An 18,385-nucleotide genomic window follows, 5' to 3' on the forward strand; every position below is an offset into this window, starting at 1 on the left:
ATAATATCAATTAAAGGCTTAGCAGGATCTTGCTGTATTTTTTTGCCGAATGTGTAAGTTCATACTCATTTAAAGAAAGCATTTTGCCATTTGTTAAAGTAATTTTAACGTTATTATTAGCGATAAGGTGAATATTATTTTTCTAGCTACTTGTTCCCAATCTCTGTAACCGGCGGGAGGCAAATACATCATGTCATCTTTATTATATTTACCTTCAATACCGGTAATTTTTTGTAATACATTGGTAGCAGCAGCAATCACACCATCATCAGTATTTCTAGTGTTACTTTCGTAAAAATCGTTTCCAGGAAGTGAAACATGATCCCAGCTACTATTTTATATAAAGTACAGTTTTTAAATTCTCCTTTTTTTTCTTCATATTGCTCAGGAGGCAATAATTGAGGTTTTTTATCTTGCCCGTCCGGAGTTTGCTCACTAGGTCTAACTCGGTATTTTATTCCTCCTATATTTTTTTCAGTATTTTCAACCTCATTATATGGATCATAATATATACATGCTATGTTAGGGAATTTTTTCTCATGTTTTTTCAACATGTTTTGCATTGCCAAATCTAAATGAGTACCCATTTTTCCATAAAATTCTCCGGCAAAATTACCGCAACCTATACCTGGCATAGTAATTACTGCCGGCTTACCTTCATTACTTGCAGTTTCATTAGCATGAGCTAGAAGAGGTAAAAGCCTTTTTTCAATTAAGCTGTCATATTTTTTTGATCTATTTTACCGTTAGTAGTTACTTCATCATAATCTATCGGCTTACCTTCGAGACCTGCTATACCGTTTAATAAAACTCCAGGTGTAAATAAAAGATTTCCTTTAAATGGCTTATCATGTGTTTTTAAATTTGGATCAGTCGTAGACCATACACCGTTATCATGCACCTCAACATTTATATCTCCTAATAATTTTAATTCTTTATGATTCCAATCTAAACCCTTTCCTTGAACTGATAGTTCAACAAAAATTCTAGGCTGCTTAGTTAATAATAGAGCTTCTAAAAATTTTTTGTTGCTCATAGCACTTAAATCTTGATTACCTAATTTTTCTTTTAAGTAAGCACCTGGTTGCTCGTGACCTTCTATTAAAGCGTTTTTATAATCGATTAATTCTTTTAGACTGGTTTCATTTAAGATTAAATTATACTCTGGTTTTGTTTTAGACATGATATTAACTTTTTACATTAGTACTTAATAAGTATAAATATAAAATCTTAACCTAAGCTAATAAATATTAACTTTTTGATAATTATTTTAAATATTTGATGTAAATAAAATCATTTATTTAGCAAATCCTCTAATTGGAGAAAATATTTATAGTAACCCTTTCACTAGTGTTGAGCCTTAAATTATGGACTTTCTGAAATTTTTAGAAAGCCTAACTAATTACTCCTATTTCTTGACGTCTAACCTTGAGTTTAAGTTCTTCAAGGTTAAATCTAATATCAATCACAGCTCCGCTTGCCTCTCTATTTGCGATATCTAAAACTCCACAATGTTCTTCGACTATTCTTTTAACAATAGCAAGCCCTACTCCCATACCTTTACTTCTAGTGGTTACATAGCTTTCAGTAGCCTTACCTATTAGCTCAGGCGGGAATCCTCTGCCGTTATCTATGACTGTAATATTAATAAATTGCTCACTCACATTTATCTTAACTTTTATCTCTGCTTGATTGCTTTCCTCTAATGATTCTTCAGCATTTTTAAGTAAATTTATCATTACTTGATTTATCTGAGTAGTATCACACGTAAAATCAAATTGATCGATATTAGTTTCGAAAATATAAGAAATATTATCATTAAGTAATTTACGTGCTTCTACAATATTATTAATTACATAAATCAAGTCACAATTAGTAAATTTAGGTGCAGGAAGACGAGCAAAAAGAACAAACTCAGATACAATATTTTTAATATCATTAGTATGGCGAATAATCATTTTTAAATAATTCTCAAACTCTGCCCTTTCTTTAATTTCAGGACTAAATTTTTTAAGTAATCGCTCGGAAGCAAGCAAAATAGGTGTTAATGGATTTTTAATCTCATGTGCTACTTTTTTTGCTACATCTGACCAAGCTAACGCCCGTTGTGCTATCACTAAATCTCTTTGCTGGCGTGAAAGTTGCTTAATCATTCTATTAAATGCGGCATAAAGTGTTCCTATTTCATCTTTATCCACTTCATTCTCTGGAACTTGCACTGTTAGATCACCGCCCTTTACTTTATCTGTTGCAATAACTAACTTTTTGATAGGGTTTACTATTTTAGCAGTAACTATAACACCAAAACTTATCGCTACTAAAAGAAGTAATAAAGCAATAAAGATAAAAATAATTGAGAATTTTATTTGTATGTTTCCTATTTGGTTTTTAAGACGATGATACTCTGCTGCCGCTCCATTAGTTGCATCTATATGATCAATAATTTTATTATCAATTAACCTACCAACTAACAAATATACGTCATTATATTCTTTTAATTTAATCAACATTCTTATCTTAGTCGGATCAGATTTTACTTCCACAGGCTCACACGAATCTGCCTTTTTAATTAGATGTGCAGGAATAGTTGCAAATGATAAGGAAAAACTTAAATAGCTATTAGCAATTATTGTGTTGGTCGACTTATTTAATACTATTGCCTCATCAAGCGATCTCATTTCAGCTTCAGTATTTAGTGTCTTAGTAAATAAAGCAGGATTATGAATTAAATCGTAATACATATCGCTTAAATCTTCAGCAACAGCAAGTGCTGTTTCTCTCAACTGTAATTTATGTTCAGTAATATAAGAATCAGCAACCATTATAGATTGATCAAGCACAATAGAAATTTTTTGATCAAACCAAGCCTGAATACTAAGGTTTAAAAAATAAGCAGAAGATATTGAAACAATTATAGTAGGAATAGCAGCAGCTAGACTAAACGCCACTACTATACGGTTTTGTAACTTAGAAGTATTTTGATCGCTATTTTTAAAGAAAAAACTTTGGAAAAATTTACGAGTTAATAGTACGCCAAGAATTAAGAAAATTATTAAATCAATTAGTAAAAACCAAATTACTTTACTAGAATTAACTACACCACTTTTTGTACCTGTAGATATTGTGTAATAAGTAAGATAAGAAAAAATAATAGCTATTGCGACTAAAATACCGATAAATCTTTTACTATAGAGATATTTAAATAAAAATATTTTTAATTTTGGCATCTTGCTATCTTAAAATCTTAATTCGTTTGTTATTTTAGCGTTGTTGCATGGCTCATAAATTGTCATGAGCTACATGACTGCAATGAGTGTGGCAATCTCATGAAGTAGAACTCCTAAGATTGAGGCTTCACCTCTCCTCACAATGACGACTCTACATCGATGCAAGCAAGCCTCACACGAGAATAACAATGATACTCCTCGCAGCAGAGCTACGAGGTATCTATCCAAAAAGTTTTAACTGTTTTTGTTGAAATGCTTTATAAGAAGGTTTGCCTGAACCTTGATTTTTTACATAATTACGTAATTTCCGCTCATCACCATGTTTACCTACTGTGCTCATAAAATATCCTTTACTCCAAAACTCACTTCCCCATAATTTTTCTTTAAGATTTGGATATTTCTTAAACATTTCCTTAGATGTAATACTTTTTATGATTTGAGTTATTTTTGTTGGGCTATACATTAGTATTGACTGTAGTAAAAAATGTACATGTTCTTTATCTACTCCTATTTCCAAAAATCTAATTTCATAACGAGCTTCTATGTCCTCACAAATTTTACATAAATAATCGTCTAGTTCCTCTTTGAATATTACTCTTCTATACTTTGCCGGTGTTACTAAATGATATATTAGTACTGTGACATTATCACTTTTATGTATATAACTGCTTTCTTCCATGCATCTAGTATATCACGAAGCAGACCTTCGGGGAATTAAACCCTAAGAGATTAACTATAATAACAAAAAAAGCTAGAAATACCACTATTTCTAGCTTTTATGCTTCTAATAAATGAAGATGATAATTTAATTAAATTCAAGCAGCATCTGACCTTTGACCACATTATCCTTTTCACTTACAAAAATTTTAGCTATTTTCCCGTCACGTTCAGCTAAGATAATATTTTCCATTTTCATAGCGGTTAAGATCATTATTTCCTGCCCTATTGTTACATCTTGCCCCTCTTTCACTTTAATTGAAGCAATCTGACCATTAAGAGGTGCTTGCATTTCAGAATTTTCTTCTGTTACTACTTTCGAAACCATTAACCCCTCAAGCTCTGAAATACGAGGGGAGCGAACAAAGGCTTTTACACTAATACCAGCATGTGATAGTAAATAACCGGTTCTGATATTTTCGATTTTAATATTTGTCTTTTTGCCGTTAATTATTGCTACAAAAAGCTCGTTACCTAAATTCCAGTTACTACGAATATATATTCGGTCACTTTCATGACGTATATTATAACCATTTTCAACAGGCGTAATTAGAACGGGGAACAATTTATCGTCAATCGTTACCACCCATCTAGTACCGATTTTATTAGCTTGGTTATTGATATTTCCAGAAATTAAAGAGGCACGTCTTTGCTCAGATATATAAATAAAAATAGCAGTTGCTAAAAATACTGCTGTTACTTCTGAGGTTAGACTTGCACCAGAAAATCCATCTGGATATTCTTCTTGAATAAAAGCAGTAGAAATATCACCGCTAACAAAACGAGGATGAAGCATCACTGCTTCTAAGAAACTAATATTATGAGAAATACCATTAATAATGTAAGAACTTAAGGCAGAACGCATTACCTCAATTGCCTGCTCTCTTGTTTCGCCGTAAGTACATAATTTTGCGATCATCGAATCATAAAACATACTAACTTCGCCGCCAAGTCCAATGCCGGTATCTATACGAATATTTGGGCTTTTTACAGGTTCAGAATATGCATTAATCCTACCACTTGAGGGTAAGAAACCACGGCTTGGATTTTCTGCACAAATTCTTGACTCAAACGCCCACCCTTTTAACTTTACGTCATCTTGCGTAAATGATAATTTTTTACCGGCAGCAATTTTTATCATTTCTTCAACGATATCTATATCGGTTATTAATTCAGTAACAGGATGCTCTACCTGCAATCTTGTATTCATTTCTAAGAAATAGAAATTCTTTTCACTATCTACTATAAACTCAACAGTACCTGCAGAGTAATATCCAACTTTTTTGGATAGCGATATTACTTGCCTATACATTTCTTGCCTTATTTCTTCAGTAATAAACGAGCTCGGTGCTTCTTCAATTACTTTTTGATGGTGACGCTGTATTGAGCATTCACGTTCCCCAAGACATACGCTATTGCCATACTGATCAGCAAGCAGTTGAATTTCGATATGACGAGGTCTTTGAATTAATTTTTCAATAAATAATCTATCATCGCTAAAACTATTACCGGCTTCAAGCTTTGCAGATTCAAAAGCATTTGCCATTTCAGAAGGGTTATTTACTACCCTCATACCACGCCCGCCACCACCGGCAGCCGCTTTCACAATCACCGGAAAGCCTATTTCTTTTGCGATATCTATTGCTTGTTTAACATCATTTATAGTTCCCATATAACCTGGAACAGTACTAACTCCTGCTTCTATTGCTATCTTCTTTGCTTCAATTTTGTCACCCATTTTCTTTATAGTAGCAGCATTAGGACCTATTAAAACTACTCCCTCTCTTTTAAGAACATTGGCAAAATTAGGGTTTTCAGATAAAAAGCCATAGCCAGGATGTACGGCATTTGCACCACTTTCACGAATTGCCGAAACAAGATTTTTAATAGATAAATAGCTCTCTGTTGCAGGTGAATCGCCTATATAATAAGCTTCATCAGCATGTTGAACATAAATTGAGTTTGTATCGGCTTCAGAATATACGGCAACCGATCCAATTCCCATTTTCTTTAAAGTACGAATTATTCTAACAGCAATTTCGCTACGATTAGCGATTAAAATTTTATCAAATAAAGGTTTAGTCATAGAATTTTGATTAAAATAGTTATTTAGTTATCCACCGATATGTGGCTCAGCATAAATTGTTTCACCTGTAAGAGATAAAGCACATGTACTTGTTATATCATCATAGAACTCAACAGGTATGGGAGGTGGTGCTTCTTCTGGGGCTGAATCTTTTATCAGTCTTACAAGTGCATGTGCTGGATTATAGAAATATTTACTTTCCTTATGATTAAAAAACGAATTAGATTTAACGAAAGGCGTATATGGAGTCATAGGTGTTACTGGAGTCATAGGTACATCCGAAGAAGTATTTTTTTTATCTCTTGCAATCCTAGTTACTGCATAAGGAGTAATTATTTTATTACCATTATAATCTATTGGAGTTGGAGGTGCTATATATATTAATTCCTCTTGTGGTACGATAATTAAAGGTGATGGTGAAGTTTTCATAATTAATTTTTGATTATATTATTGTTCTCAAATCTTATATTTTATTTTTAAATGTTATTTTTATGTCATTCCCGCTTAAGGCTTGTTTGCGTGGATCATTTTCCCCTGTCATCCCGTGATTTATTCACGGCATCCAGCTATAACGGCAAATTATCATGTTTCTTCCAAGGTAGTTCTACTTTTTTAGTACGTAAGAAATTCAGGGCTTTACATATTCGCCATCTTGTATTTTGTGGTCTTATGATATCGTCTAAATAGCCTCTAGATGCTGCAACAAAAGGCGATGTTACTACTTTTTTATATTCATCGATTTTTTGTTTTTTAGCCTCTGGATCTTTACATTCTTCCCTAAATATTATTTCAGCTGCCCCCTCTGCTCCCATAACTGCGATTTCGGAATTAAACCAAGCATAATTTATATCACCTCTAAGATGCTTAGAGTTCATCACTATATAAGCTCCACCGTAAGCCTTGCGAGTAATCACGGTAATTTTTGGCACTGTTGCTTCAGCATAAGCATATAAAAGTTTAGCACCGTGCTTGATAATACCATCATGCTCTTGAGAAGTACCTGGCAAAAACCCTGGCACGTCAACAAGGCTTATTATAGGAATATTGAAAGCATCACAAAACCTAATAAATCTTGCTGCTTTTCTTGAAGCATTAATATCTAAACATCCCGCTAAATGCAATGGTTGATTTGCAACGAATCCTACCGGATATCCCTCCATATAACCAAGACCAATGATGATATTCTTAGCAAAATCTGGCTGCAATTCAAAAAACTCTCCCTCATCTACAATACGCTCGACAAGCTCTTTCATATCATAAGGTTTATTGGGAGTATTAGGGATCAGAGTACTTAGAGACATATCAACCCTATCAGCAGGGTCAACAGTAGGACGAATAGGTAGAGGACTACGATTAGATGATGGTAGAAAATTAAAGAATCTACGAATTTCTAGCAATGCTTCTATATCATTATTAAATGCAAGATCAGCCACACCGCTTTTAGTAGTGTGCATACGTGCACCGCCAAGCTTCTCTTGGCTTACTTCTTCACCTGTAACAGTCTTTACTACATCAGGACCAGTTACAAACATATAGGAAGTATTTTTAACCATGAATATAAAATCGGTTAAAGCAGGTGAATAAACAGCACCGCCCGCACAAGGTCCCATAATTAAGGTAATCTGAGGAATAACCCCTGATGCTAACACATTACGCTGGAATAGCTCACCATATCCGGCAAGAGCATCCACACCCTCCTGAATTCTTGCACCACCTGAATCATTAATACCGATTACGGGAGCACCAGTTGCTATAGCTTGATCTAGAATATCGCAAATCTTTTTAGCATGATACTCACCAAGTGAACCACCAAGCACTGTAAAATCTTGGCTATAAATAAAAACTAATCTACCATTTATTGTGCCATGACCCGTTACAACACCATCGCCTAAAAACTTCTTATCATCCATCCCAAAATTTTCGCATCTATGAGCTACAAACATTCCTGTTTCGGTGAAACTATTAGGATCTAATAATACTTCTATTCGCTCACGTGCTGTTAACTTACCTTTCTTATGCTGGGTATTAATTCTATCTTCACCACCCCCTTGCCTCGCAATATTTTTTTTCTCGTCAAGTAACTCCGCAGAGACTATATTACTTTGATTCATAGATATTTATAATTTTATTTTTCAAAATATCCGTAGTATAATATAATAATGTTAGCGTGAAAAGATAATTATTTATGTCATCTACCAAAGATAGCAAAGAACAAACTACAAAAACCAAGATAAAGCCTAATTTTAGCAATTTATCATCTGCTCTAAAAAAGAATTTACAGAGACGAAAGAAAGTTCAGAAAGAAAAAGATGTAACCTCTTAATAAAAATATTTCAAAAGTTAATGTTTCTTTACCTTTGATAAATAATTTAGCTTGTAATATATTAAAATAAAGTATAAGAATGCACAGCAAATTACTAATGAGGAGGAAACAAATATGATTATGATATCAATACTTTAGTATCTCAAAGCATAAATTTTCTTTTATACCCTACTCTTTTAAGAGATACAAAAACTTATCAAGATTGGAGCGATGAGACTAAAATGAGTACTGAAATAGCATTGCAAAATATGAAAGGTCAGTATATTAAGCAGTTAAGTGACTCTAATATTGCACAACATGCAATTAATCATAAACAAGTAAAATTTAACTCAGACCCACAAAAAAATATATCTTCAGATGATAAAACTAATAATATTATTACTATTTATGGTAATAATTTAGGTATAACTACAGAAAAAATAGTATCAAGTGCCATAGAACAATATGAAAATAATAACAAATTAAATTTAAATAATTCAACTAAAACAAACAAAATAAAAATATTAACCGATCAACTAAACGATAATTTACTCAACAAGCTAGAGAAGAATTTTTATCCGACATTAGTTATAAATAGCAAAAAAATAATAGATGTAATTACTAAAGGATTAGAAAAAATTAAGTTAAATAAGTTATTTAATAAATTTGCAAATTTTAATGAAGAAAATTTATTAGCAATAACAAATAAAGTATCAGAAAAAATAGGAATCGTTGAAAATAAATCTAATACACATAGAAAGCCACAAATATTACCAGTAATTAAGGGTGATGTAGATGAAATTTTGAATAAATTGTCTAAAATGCCAAATTTATCAGAAAAAGAAAAAATGTTATTACAAAAACCCAATCCAACAAATAAACCAAAATCACAAAAAAGCCGTACAATTTGACATGTTAATATAAATTGCATAATATATTTGACAATAATTCAAACCTAGAGTAATGATTAAAATCATGTATCCTATGTCATCCCGTGATTTATTCACGGGATCCAGTTAAAAATATCAATAACATTGATATTTTTAGTTATTTTTCTGTATGCCCTGGACAAGCAACTAGATGACACCGAAGATGCTTTCCGATCCATACAACAAAGCCTCCTCGTAATGACAAAAACTTAATAAATTACTATATACTATGGATTCACATAAATTATATCTTTTCAAGGATAAACGATTCTTACCGAATTTTATAGTACAATTATGCGGTTGTCTTAACGATAACATCTTGAAAAATGCTCTTGTAATTTTAATTACTTATGGAGTTGTTGGTTCTCTAAGCAAATATAATAACTTACTTGTTTTAGTTACCAATGCTATTTTTGTTCTACCTTTTATAATATTTGCAAGTATAGCCGGACAAATCGCTGATAAATATGAACGCTCTACCCTAATTAAAATTATAAAAGCTTGCGAGATTGCTATAATCGCTTTTGCTATTTACGGCTTTCATCATAATAATATTATAGTACTACTCTGCTCTATTTGCCTAATGGGTATTCATTCCACTTTCTTTGGTCCAATTAAATATAGTGTACTGCCTGATCATTTAGGTAAAGATGAGTTACTAGGTGCTAACGGCTTCGTTGAGGCTGGAACTTTCATTGCTATTTTTATTAGTACTATAATCGGCAGCTATTACACAATCAGTAATAATTTCATAATTTATTCCTTAGTTACAATTGCAGCTATTGGTTTTATTTCAAGCCTTACTACACCAAAATCAAATAACGCAAATCGTGATATTAAGGTAAATTTTAATATCATAAATGAAAGCCTAAATATGATAAGATATGCTCAAACCAAAAAGCAAATATATTTAGCAATACTAGGTATTTCATGGTTTTGGTTTATTGGAGCTGCTATAATTTCTCAGATACCTTTACTTGCTAAAATAACGTTTAAAGCTGATGAGAATGTTGCTAATTTGTTTTTAGCAGTTTTCTTGCTTGGCGTTGGTGTCGGCTCATTTTTATGTAGCAAAATATTTGAAGATGAAATCACTGTTAAATACCTCTTTATTTCAGCACTTGGCATTAGTATTTTTGGCATCGATTTATTTTTTGCTAGTAGAATTAGTGCCGTTGCTTATGAACCAGCTCAACTAAAAAGTATTTTTGTATTTTTATCAAAAAGGCATAATTGGCGAATAGTTATTGATCTATTCTTTTTAGCAGCAATTGGTGGATTATATATTGTACCTCTTTTTGCTATATTACAGCATTACGCAAATCCCGCTCACCGCAGCCGTATTATTGCCATAAACAACCTAATTAATTCTATCTTTATGGTAGGATCAACTATTATCCTATCATTATTATTTTATTTAAATTTTACGATACCTTGGATAATATTATTTATCAGCCTATCTAATATGATCGTTACCATCTATATTTATCGCTTAATCCCTGAAGTTAAAATTATTCCTTATCCTGTCCTACGTAGAATATTCCAATTTTGGTTTGATTTAATGTATAAGGTTGAAGTTAAAGGACTTGAGAACTTACAGAAAGCAGGCAACAAAGTAGTAGTAATTGCTAATCATATTTCATATCTGGATCCTCCATTAATTGCGACCTACCTAAAAGAGGAAATGACCTTTGCAATAAGCCCTGATATACGCAAAATATGGTGGATTAAACCATTTTTACGTATGGCTAATACTTTGCCTGTTGATCCAAACAACCCAATGGCAATTAAGACCTTAGTAAAAGAAGTACAAAATGATCGTAAAATAGCTATTTTTCCGGAGGGTAGAATAAGTGTTACTGGCTCTTTAATGAAGATTTATGAGGGTCCTGGGATGATTGCTGATAAAGCAAACGCAACTATTCTACCGGTTAGAATAGATGGCACACAATTTACTCATTTCTCAAAACTACAAAATATATTAAAGAGAAAGATATTTCCTAAAATTACTGTTACTGTTCTACCACCGGTAAAATTTGCTGATATTGGTTCTGCATCCGGTCAAGAAAGACGCCAATATATAGCAAGAACTCTATATGATATTATGGCTGATATGATGTTTGAGAGTTCAGACTATAAGAATACTTTATTTGCATCATTGATAGAAGCTGCCAAAATTCATGGATTTAAGAAAAAAATAGTTAATGATTTTGAAAATAACAAAGCTACTTATCAAGATTTAATACTTAAATCTTTTATTCTTGGCGATTTAATCAAAAGAAATAACATTTTTGGCAAGCATTTAGGTTTAATGCTACCTAACACGACAAATACCCTAATTACTTTTTATGCTATGCAATTTAGCGGATTTGTTCCAGCTATAATTAATTGGAGTAGCGGGATAAGTACTATTATTAACTCCTGTAAAACCGCACAGTTAAAAGTAATTTACACTTCAAAACAATTTATAGAAAAAGCAGAGCTACACGAATTAATAATTAATTTATTAGATTTTGGTATTAAAGTAATATATCTAGAAGATTTTAAAAACCAAATCAATCTAGCTCTAAAATTAAAAGCTTCAATAGGCATCCGTTTTTCTAAAACTTATTATAAGTATTTTTGTCGTAATCGTGATGATGAAAAACCAGCAGTAATAATTTTTACTTCAGGTACTGAAGGAGAACCTAAAGCTGTAATGTTATCTCACAGAAACCTACAAGCTAATAGATATCAAGTAACTGCTAAAATACCTTTTAGCCCTGATGATATAGTATTTAACTCATTACCACTATTTCACTGCTTTGGGCTTGGCGGAGCAATTATTACAACTTTAAATGGCATTAAGCTATTTTTATACCCCTCACCTTTAAATTACCGCAGCATACCAGAAATGATATATGATGTCGGAGCAACCATATTAATTTCAACTGATACATTTTTAAATGGGTATGCCAATTATGCTCATCCATACGACTTTTACTCATTACGTTATATATTTGCAGGTAGTGAAAAATTAAAAGAAACTACAAGGCAATTCTGGCTTAATAAATATGGCATACGTATTTTTGAAGGATATGGTATAACAGAAAGCTCACCTATAATTGCTTGCAATACCCCTATGCATAGTAAAGCTGGTACTGTTGGGAGGTTATTGTCACAGATTGAATATAAACTTGAAAAGGTTGAGGGGATAGATGAGGGGGGACGCTTACTAATTCGTGGTCCTAACATCATGCTTGGTTATTTAGACGAAAGCGGTAATTATATTTACAAAGAATGGCACGATACGGGTGATATAGTTAAAATTGATGGAGAAGGATACATAACTATTTTAGGACGTTTGAAAAGATTTGCTAAAATAGCTGGCGAGATGATTTCGCTTACAAAAGTCGAGGAGCTTGCAAGTGAGATTGATCTTAGCTCCTTACATGCTGCAATTTCCACGCAAGATGAAACCCAAGGGGAAAAAATTATTTTATTTACTACCAGTACTGTTATAAATAGAGAGAATTTTACAAATAACATACGCAAAGCACAAGTTTCTTTACTCTATGTACCAAAAATAGTTATTACCTTACCTGAAATACCGCTACTTGCAAATGGTAAAGTTAATTACTTAGAAATGACGAAAAATTTGGATAAGTATATTTCTTCTCTTTGAAAAAGAGTATTTTGTAATCCTTTCAAAAGAAGTTTAAATATTTTATTGCACAGTTGAAATTTATTAGATATTTTCAATTAAGTTTAATTAATTAGAAAATTATTATGAAAAAAACAAACTTTAACACAAGGTGTGAATTACCTGACGGAAAAATTGTTTTTTGTCACATGGTAGAACCTACCTTAAGAATTACTAAAACATTAAGTCAAAATTGTTTACAAGAATTATACTTAAATGTTACAGATAACTCAAACAAGTCATTTAAGTCATCTGATAAAGAATGTCAAAGAAAAGTAGAGGATTTTATGGCAAAAAAAGATGGTATAATATACCCAGTTTTTAGAAAAAAAATTAGAGAATTCTCTACAAATAGATACTAGATCAAGTGATGATACTGTAACAATAATTGATCCTAAATTACATACCATCGAAGATTATTATTACGACTAGTACTATAACAAATTTACCATGCGGTCAAACTGTGTTTGCATAGCTTGCGTGGATCGTTTTTTTGTTGTCACCCTGTGATGGCATTGTTGCGTGGTTTCGATGTCATTCCTGCGAAAGCAGGAATCCAGGAAAAAAGCATAAATACAGCAAATTTATGAAGAACTCGGCCGCAAGCGACCGAGTTTCAAAACAGGTTAAACTGCTTTGTTTCTTTTTCAATTTTATCCATTGCGTTTATTTGATTTCGTACATATTCACGAATTACCTCATCATTAACGTTACCTACAGTTTCTACAAAAAAACTTTGCGTCCAAAGTTTACCACCCCAAAAATATTTACGCTTTATTTTTGGATAAAGCTTGAAAAAATTTCTTGCAGATATGCTTTTTATTATTTGCATAATATACGACGGAGAAACTTTTGGCTCAGATTTTACTACCATATGAATATGATCAGTAGGTATCTCTAACTCCACTATTTCTATATTATAATCGTAACCAATCTTCTTTATTATTAACCTTAAGCTTTCTCTATAAGGTTCAATAAACACTTTATGACGATATTTTGGTATCCACACAAAGTGATACATTATTCTAAAAACATGATGACTATTACGCCTCAATTCCATTCTACTAAATTATAATATGCCAACGCTTATATTATAACGCTATCCATCTAGGGAGCAAGCTCCCTAGATTTTTGCTATGCGGTTAAAATTAAAAGCTCGATTTATCTCGCTTTATACTAGATTCCTGCTTTCGCAGGAATGGACATCCAGGATGTTTTTCAATCCACGCAACAAAGCCCTCTGTGATTTATTCCGAGAATCCCGTTACAAGTGAGCTAGATGACAGAGGTAAAATTGAGCTATGCAACAACATACTTTAGTAGGGATAACATAGGCAAAATGTAGTATTACTATATAGAAACGGTATACCATTCTGAAGCAATGTTTAGTCCAATTGACTTTAAAAATAGGCGTTTAGGTTCATCATATCCGCCACAAATAACTAAAATTTGACTAGCATTCTTTAGTTTAGCTCTAGCCTTAATTTCTTCTACTAGCTTATTGCCTACTGAAAACCAATTATTCTCTGTTTCAACACAAAAATCATCAACCATTAAAGTAAGACCTAATGGGTCATAAACTTCGGGAGCTTCTATTATCTTACCTATAATAAAACCAATTATTTTATTTTCACTTTCTGCAATCAACATAATATAATCATCAAGTAGTAATAGCTCTTTAAACCATTTAGCTTGTAACTCTTCGGCTCCTTTTTTATAACGCCAAAATTGTGGTTGAGCTTTTTCATAAGCCAGGCGTTTGGTGTGCGATAAAGAGACCATGGCATGAATATCATCACTATTAGCAAAACGAATAGAGATATTGTTATTTGTTTGAATATATTCTTGTGTATTAAAGCTAAAGCAATCGACATTTCAACGCATTATTCAACAATGTTTAAAGGCACTGGTCTAAAAGCCATGTTAATAGCCCCTCTAGATCGATTGCTATTAGTTTTAAAAAATTTTTGGATGAGATAGATCAAGTAAGTTCTGAAGTTATTATATCTTCTTTTGATGATCGAGAAAGTCATAATGATATTGAAAGCAAAAATGAAATACAAGAATTTTTATCTACCCAAAAAGGGTTAAAATCAAACCAAATCATTGAACAATTTAAAAATACCGATAACCCTGAAATTTTAATTGTAGTATCAAAATTACTAACCGGTTTTGATGCACCTCGTATTGCAGTTGTTTATATATGTAAAAAATTAAAGGAGCATAATCTTTTACAAGCAATTGCCAGGGCAAATCGTCTATTTGAGGAGATTGAGAAAACTAAGGAATATGGTTATATAATTGACTATGAAGGGTTAGCAGTAAAATTAGATGATGCATGCAAGCTTTATGAAAGTGATAAGTTAAGAAGTTTCGATAAAGAAGATTTAGAAGAGGCTATATTTGTCATAAATGACAAGGTGGAAGAGTTTTTCTCGTTACTGCAAGAAATTAGAAATATTTTTACTAGTGTATCTAATAGCTCAGATCTTGAACAGTGTGAGCAATATTTAGCCGATGAAAACATACGGAGTAATTTTTATTTCCTGCTAGACAGATTAAAAAATTTGATGTCTATATTCTCTAATTCTAATAAATTAGCTGAATATTTTAAACCAAAAGAATTAGACGAATTATATAGCCAATTAAAAAACTTTAATAAGCTTAAGAAAATAGTAGAAAAGCGTTATAATGAAAAAACAGATAAAAAAATATATACCGAGCAAATCGCAAAGTTACTTGATGAGCATATTACTGCCGGTGATATTACTAACACTGAAACAATTAACATTTTTGACAATGAATTATTTGGCAGTTTTATTAAAAGAACAGACATTACAGCTTTAGAGAAAGCTAATCAAATTAATGCTGAGATAAATTATATTATTAGTAATTGTATACGTGTTGATCCTGCACTTTTTCAGAAATTTTCTGAACTTATAAATAAAACAATTTTACAACATCGCAACAAACATTTATCGGATAGCGATTTTTTAAACAAATCTATAAACATACTAAATAAACTTAAAAAAGATATACCAAGTGAATTAGGACTTAGCAAAACAAAGCTAGCTTTTTATAGGAAATTACTTAACTTTTTGCATGATAAAACAAATCAAAATCAGCGTGAAAATGCTATTAAAATTGCTCTTGATACCTATAAAATCATTAAAGGGAAAATAATTGTTCATTGGCAAAAAAATAGTGAAGTTTTAAGAGAGATGAAAAATGCACTTGATGATTACTTTTATGATGTTGTTGGAAAGAAAATGGATATTAATTTTAATACTAAAAATTTAAGTATTCTTACAGATAGTTTAATTGATCTTGCTATAGAGCATGAAAGCTAAATAATTATGCTCCTGATTCTTGCAGGAAGTTTTTGCGATTTATTTTTCATAAAGTTTAGAAATTGGCTAACTGAATCTACTATATCATCATTTTTGATATGCGGGAAGTTTAGTAATTCTTTTAAAACTATGGTTGATGGTTTAGGTATTAACACTATACTGGCTTGAAATAAAGGCACTACCGCAGCAAATCTCGTAACTTTATCTAATTTTGGTTAATACCAATCACTCTAATATTATCCCCTAAGAAACCCAAATCTTGAATTAGCTGCTGTCCGCTTGCTTTATCTTCTATTAATATAAATCTCGGTTTATACTGATTTGCTAATTTTTCCGTCAAATTTTTAAGTTCTGGATAATTAATTCTTTTACGTATTAATGATACTAAATAATATTTCTGCCCTAAAATACCCCATATAGTACAGACACTATAGTCAGAATCTTCAGAAATTTTAATTGCCGTATCCCAGCTTTGGACAAAATAATCAAATTTCTCAGGCAAATTTTCATAAAAGCTAATATCTTCCATATTAAGCAGTGATGAGCCTTGCGGTATAGGTTCTTGCAAATATTGAGCATAATAATTATGGCTACCTATTTCTTGCTCTAATTTCTCTAAACAATCAGCAGGCTTTTTGTAGCTATCCAGTACCTCGCCACTAAAATAATTATATTCTTTTTTCTGATTATTAATCGTTAACTTAAAAGCAAGATCATTACTAGCTACTGCTGGAATTTTTAAATGATGCCACGCATTGCTATTATTAAGCAAATATCCAACTAAATCATCACTATGCAGACGCTGCATAACCAAAACTATTGCCCCACGATTACGATTATTAAGCCTACTGACAAAGGTTTGTTCAAACCAATCTATAACTTTTTGGCGTATTTTATAGGAATGTATTTGCGTAGGATTATGTGGATCATCAATAATTAAGATATCACCTCCCTCCCCTGTAGCTGAACCCCCACCGATGTTGCAAACCGAAAGCCATTAGCAGTTGTAAGAAATTTACTTTTTTGATTATGAGTTTTACTAAGTATAGTATTTGGGAAAAGTTCCTTATACCAATTGGAATTCAAAATAAAACGACAATCGAGTGAATGTTTTACGGTAAGCATTTGAGAATAGCTTGCAACCATAATACGCTTGGTTGGATCAATTCCAAGCAAAAAAGCAGACCAAGCAACACTAACGCAGATGGATTTCAGGCTTCGCGGCGGTATGTTAATTATTAAGCGATTAATATCACCATTTTGCACTGCCGTTAAATAATCGCTAATTATATTTATATGTTTACTAGGATAATATTCAGCACCCGGGTTAATAGTATTAAATACTTTAAAGATAAAACTAGGAAAATCCTGACGCAAAATTGAGTCTAGTAATTCTTTTGAATAGATCATATTGGTTTAATTGTCATTCCTAGCTAAAAGCAGGAATCTAGTATTTATTGTCCCAAATTTGGGAGAAAAACCCCGCACTTGCAGTGCGTCGTTTTAACATATAGAATGTAGAGATGCAGTATTACAAGAAGATAAGCCACACAGTTTACGATTGCACTTATCATATAGTATGGGTGACTAAATATCGATATAATATATTGGTTGGTGATATTGGTAGGAGAGTCAAGGACCTAACCCAAGAGATATGTAAGGATAATGGAGTAGAGATATTAAGAGGGGAGATAGCTTCAAATCACGTACATATCTATGTATCTGTGCCACCTTATCAAAGTATTAGTAAGGTGGTACAGTATCTAAAAGGAAAGAGTTCAAGGAAGATTCAGCAGGAATTTCCAGAATTACGGAAACAGTATTGGGGTAAACACTTATGGGCTGTTGGATATTTTGTCAGAACCACAGGCAATGTGACTGACCAAATGATCAAGGATTATATTGATAAACATGAATCGAGAGATGATAAGTTTGGAAACTTTCAAGTTGAAAACTAGCTATAGCTAAGGCATTGATGCCGTAATCTTAAGCCCTGCATTTGCAATGCAGGGTGGTTAACTTAATTTTTTGGGATTCCCGCCTATGCGGGAAATGACATTGAAAACGTTTTTTTATCCATGTAAACAACGCC

General features: G+C 32.0%; 14 protein-coding genes and 1 pseudogene. 5 read left to right on the forward strand and 10 right to left on the reverse strand.

Going from position 1 to position 18,385, the window contains the following annotated elements; translation table 11 throughout:
• Positions 1-93: 93 nt before the first annotated feature.
• The 6 genes and pseudogenes from ACOAL3_RS06685 to ACOAL3_RS06710 form a co-directional block, all read right to left on the reverse strand.
• Positions 94-1,183 (reverse strand): annotated as a pseudogene (locus tag ACOAL3_RS06685) (hypothetical protein).
• 211 nt (positions 1,184-1,394) lie between these two features.
• A complete protein-coding gene (locus ACOAL3_RS06690) occupies positions 1,395-3,227 on the reverse strand; it encodes a sensor histidine kinase NtrY-like (protein WP_419234641.1) in 1,833 nt (610 codons plus the stop codon).
• A 220-nt stretch (positions 3,228-3,447) separates the two neighbouring features.
• Positions 3,448-3,906, reverse strand: coding sequence for an IS200/IS605 family transposase (gene tnpA / locus ACOAL3_RS06695; protein ID WP_419234569.1), 459 nt, complete (start codon positions 3,904-3,906; stop codon positions 3,448-3,450).
• A gap of 126 nt (positions 3,907-4,032) precedes the next feature.
• Positions 4,033-6,030: an acetyl-CoA carboxylase biotin carboxylase subunit gene (locus tag ACOAL3_RS06700; RefSeq protein WP_419234642.1), complete on the reverse strand. Its 1,998-nt coding sequence runs from the start codon at positions 6,028-6,030 to the stop codon at positions 4,033-4,035.
• A 27-nt stretch (positions 6,031-6,057) separates the two neighbouring features.
• Complete coding sequence (locus tag ACOAL3_RS06705) at positions 6,058-6,459, reverse strand: hypothetical protein (protein ID WP_419234643.1); 402 nt, start codon at positions 6,457-6,459, stop codon at positions 6,058-6,060.
• Between the two features lie 137 nt (positions 6,460-6,596).
• Positions 6,597-8,141 (reverse strand): acyl-CoA carboxylase subunit beta, encoded by a 1,545-nt coding sequence (locus ACOAL3_RS06710; protein WP_395477380.1) that lies wholly within the window; start codon positions 8,139-8,141, stop codon positions 6,597-6,599.
• Positions 8,142-8,574: 433 nt separating this feature from the next.
• On the opposite strand from ACOAL3_RS06710, the gene ACOAL3_RS06715 reads away from it, so the two are divergent.
• The 3 genes from ACOAL3_RS06715 to ACOAL3_RS06725 all read left to right on the forward strand — a co-directional run bounded on the left by ACOAL3_RS06715 (position 8,575) and on the right by ACOAL3_RS06725 (position 13,305).
• Positions 8,575-9,243, forward strand: coding sequence for a hypothetical protein (locus tag ACOAL3_RS06715; protein WP_419234644.1), 669 nt, complete (start codon positions 8,575-8,577; stop codon positions 9,241-9,243).
• 247 nt (positions 9,244-9,490) lie between these two features.
• Positions 9,491-12,925, forward strand: a complete 3,435-nt coding sequence (locus ACOAL3_RS06720) for an acyl-[ACP]--phospholipid O-acyltransferase (RefSeq protein WP_419234645.1) — start codon at positions 9,491-9,493, stop codon at positions 12,923-12,925.
• Positions 12,926-13,029: 104 nt separating this feature from the next.
• Positions 13,030-13,305, forward strand: a complete 276-nt coding sequence (locus ACOAL3_RS06725) for a hypothetical protein (RefSeq protein WP_419234646.1) — start codon at positions 13,030-13,032, stop codon at positions 13,303-13,305.
• 254 nt (positions 13,306-13,559) lie between these two features.
• Here the strand turns inward: ACOAL3_RS06725 and tnpA (ACOAL3_RS06730) are convergent, their stop codons facing one another.
• Positions 13,560-13,964 carry an IS200/IS605 family transposase gene (gene tnpA, locus ACOAL3_RS06730; protein ID WP_419234538.1) on the reverse strand — a complete coding sequence of 135 codons (405 nt, stop codon included), beginning with the start codon at positions 13,962-13,964 and terminating at the stop codon, positions 13,560-13,562.
• A 329-nt stretch (positions 13,965-14,293) separates the two neighbouring features.
• Positions 14,294-14,725 (reverse strand): hypothetical protein, encoded by a 432-nt coding sequence (locus ACOAL3_RS06735; protein WP_419234647.1) that lies wholly within the window; start codon positions 14,723-14,725, stop codon positions 14,294-14,296.
• 185 nt (positions 14,726-14,910) lie between these two features.
• Here ACOAL3_RS06735 and ACOAL3_RS06740 point away from each other — a divergent pair, with 185 nt between their 5' ends.
• Complete coding sequence (locus ACOAL3_RS06740; RefSeq protein ID WP_419234648.1) at positions 14,911-16,293, forward strand: type I restriction enzyme subunit R domain-containing protein; 1,383 nt, start codon at positions 14,911-14,913, stop codon at positions 16,291-16,293.
• A 205-nt stretch (positions 16,294-16,498) separates the two neighbouring features.
• Here the strand turns inward: ACOAL3_RS06740 and ACOAL3_RS06745 are convergent, their stop codons facing one another.
• Both ACOAL3_RS06745 and ACOAL3_RS06750 read right to left on the reverse strand, forming a co-directional pair.
• A complete protein-coding gene (locus tag ACOAL3_RS06745; protein WP_419234649.1) occupies positions 16,499-17,101 on the reverse strand; it encodes a phage terminase large subunit family protein in 603 nt (200 codons plus the stop codon).
• A 128-nt stretch (positions 17,102-17,229) separates the two neighbouring features.
• Positions 17,230-17,703: a hypothetical protein gene (locus tag ACOAL3_RS06750; protein WP_419234650.1), complete on the reverse strand. Its 474-nt coding sequence runs from the start codon at positions 17,701-17,703 to the stop codon at positions 17,230-17,232.
• Positions 17,704-17,816: 113 nt separating this feature from the next.
• Here ACOAL3_RS06750 and tnpA (ACOAL3_RS06755) point away from each other — a divergent pair, with 113 nt between their 5' ends.
• Positions 17,817-18,251, forward strand: a complete 435-nt coding sequence (tnpA, locus tag ACOAL3_RS06755) for an IS200/IS605 family transposase (protein ID WP_419234651.1) — start codon at positions 17,817-17,819, stop codon at positions 18,249-18,251.
• The last annotated feature ends 134 nt before the right edge of the window (positions 18,252-18,385 follow it).

The organism is Rickettsia endosymbiont of Nabis limbatus, from assembly GCF_965196655.1.
Classification (GTDB): Bacteria; Pseudomonadota; Alphaproteobacteria; order Rickettsiales; family Rickettsiaceae; genus Rickettsia.

Coding starts and splice junctions, on each gene's coding strand:
- ACOAL3_RS06720 (WP_419234645.1), top strand. CDS start 9,491: ATGGATTCACATAAATTATATCTTTTCAAGGATAAACGATTCTTACCG.
- ACOAL3_RS06750 (WP_419234650.1), bottom strand. CDS start 17,703: ATGATCTATTCAAAAGAATTACTAGACTCAATTTTGCGTCAGGATTTT.
- ACOAL3_RS06745 (WP_419234649.1), bottom strand. CDS start 17,101: ATGCAGCGTCTGCATAGTGATGATTTAGTTGGATATTTGCTTAATAAT.
- tnpA (WP_419234538.1), bottom strand. CDS start 13,964: ATGTATCACTTTGTGTGGATACCAAAATATCGTCATAAAGTGTTTATT.
- ACOAL3_RS06705 (WP_419234643.1), bottom strand. CDS start 6,459: ATGAAAACTTCACCATCACCTTTAATTATCGTACCACAAGAGGAATTA.
- tnpA (WP_419234651.1), top strand. CDS start 17,817: ATGCAGTATTACAAGAAGATAAGCCACACAGTTTACGATTGCACTTAT.
- ACOAL3_RS06710 (WP_395477380.1), bottom strand. CDS start 8,141: ATGAATCAAAGTAATATAGTCTCTGCGGAGTTACTTGACGAGAAAAAA.
- ACOAL3_RS06700 (WP_419234642.1), bottom strand. CDS start 6,030: ATGACTAAACCTTTATTTGATAAAATTTTAATCGCTAATCGTAGCGAA.
- ACOAL3_RS06725 (WP_419234646.1), top strand. CDS start 13,030: ATGAAAAAAACAAACTTTAACACAAGGTGTGAATTACCTGACGGAAAA.
- ACOAL3_RS06735 (WP_419234647.1), bottom strand. CDS start 14,725: ATGGTCTCTTTATCGCACACCAAACGCCTGGCTTATGAAAAAGCTCAA.
- tnpA (WP_419234569.1), bottom strand. CDS start 3,906: ATGGAAGAAAGCAGTTATATACATAAAAGTGATAATGTCACAGTACTA.
- ACOAL3_RS06690 (WP_419234641.1), bottom strand. CDS start 3,227: ATGCCAAAATTAAAAATATTTTTATTTAAATATCTCTATAGTAAAAGA.
- ACOAL3_RS06715 (WP_419234644.1), top strand. CDS start 8,575: ATGAGTACTGAAATAGCATTGCAAAATATGAAAGGTCAGTATATTAAG.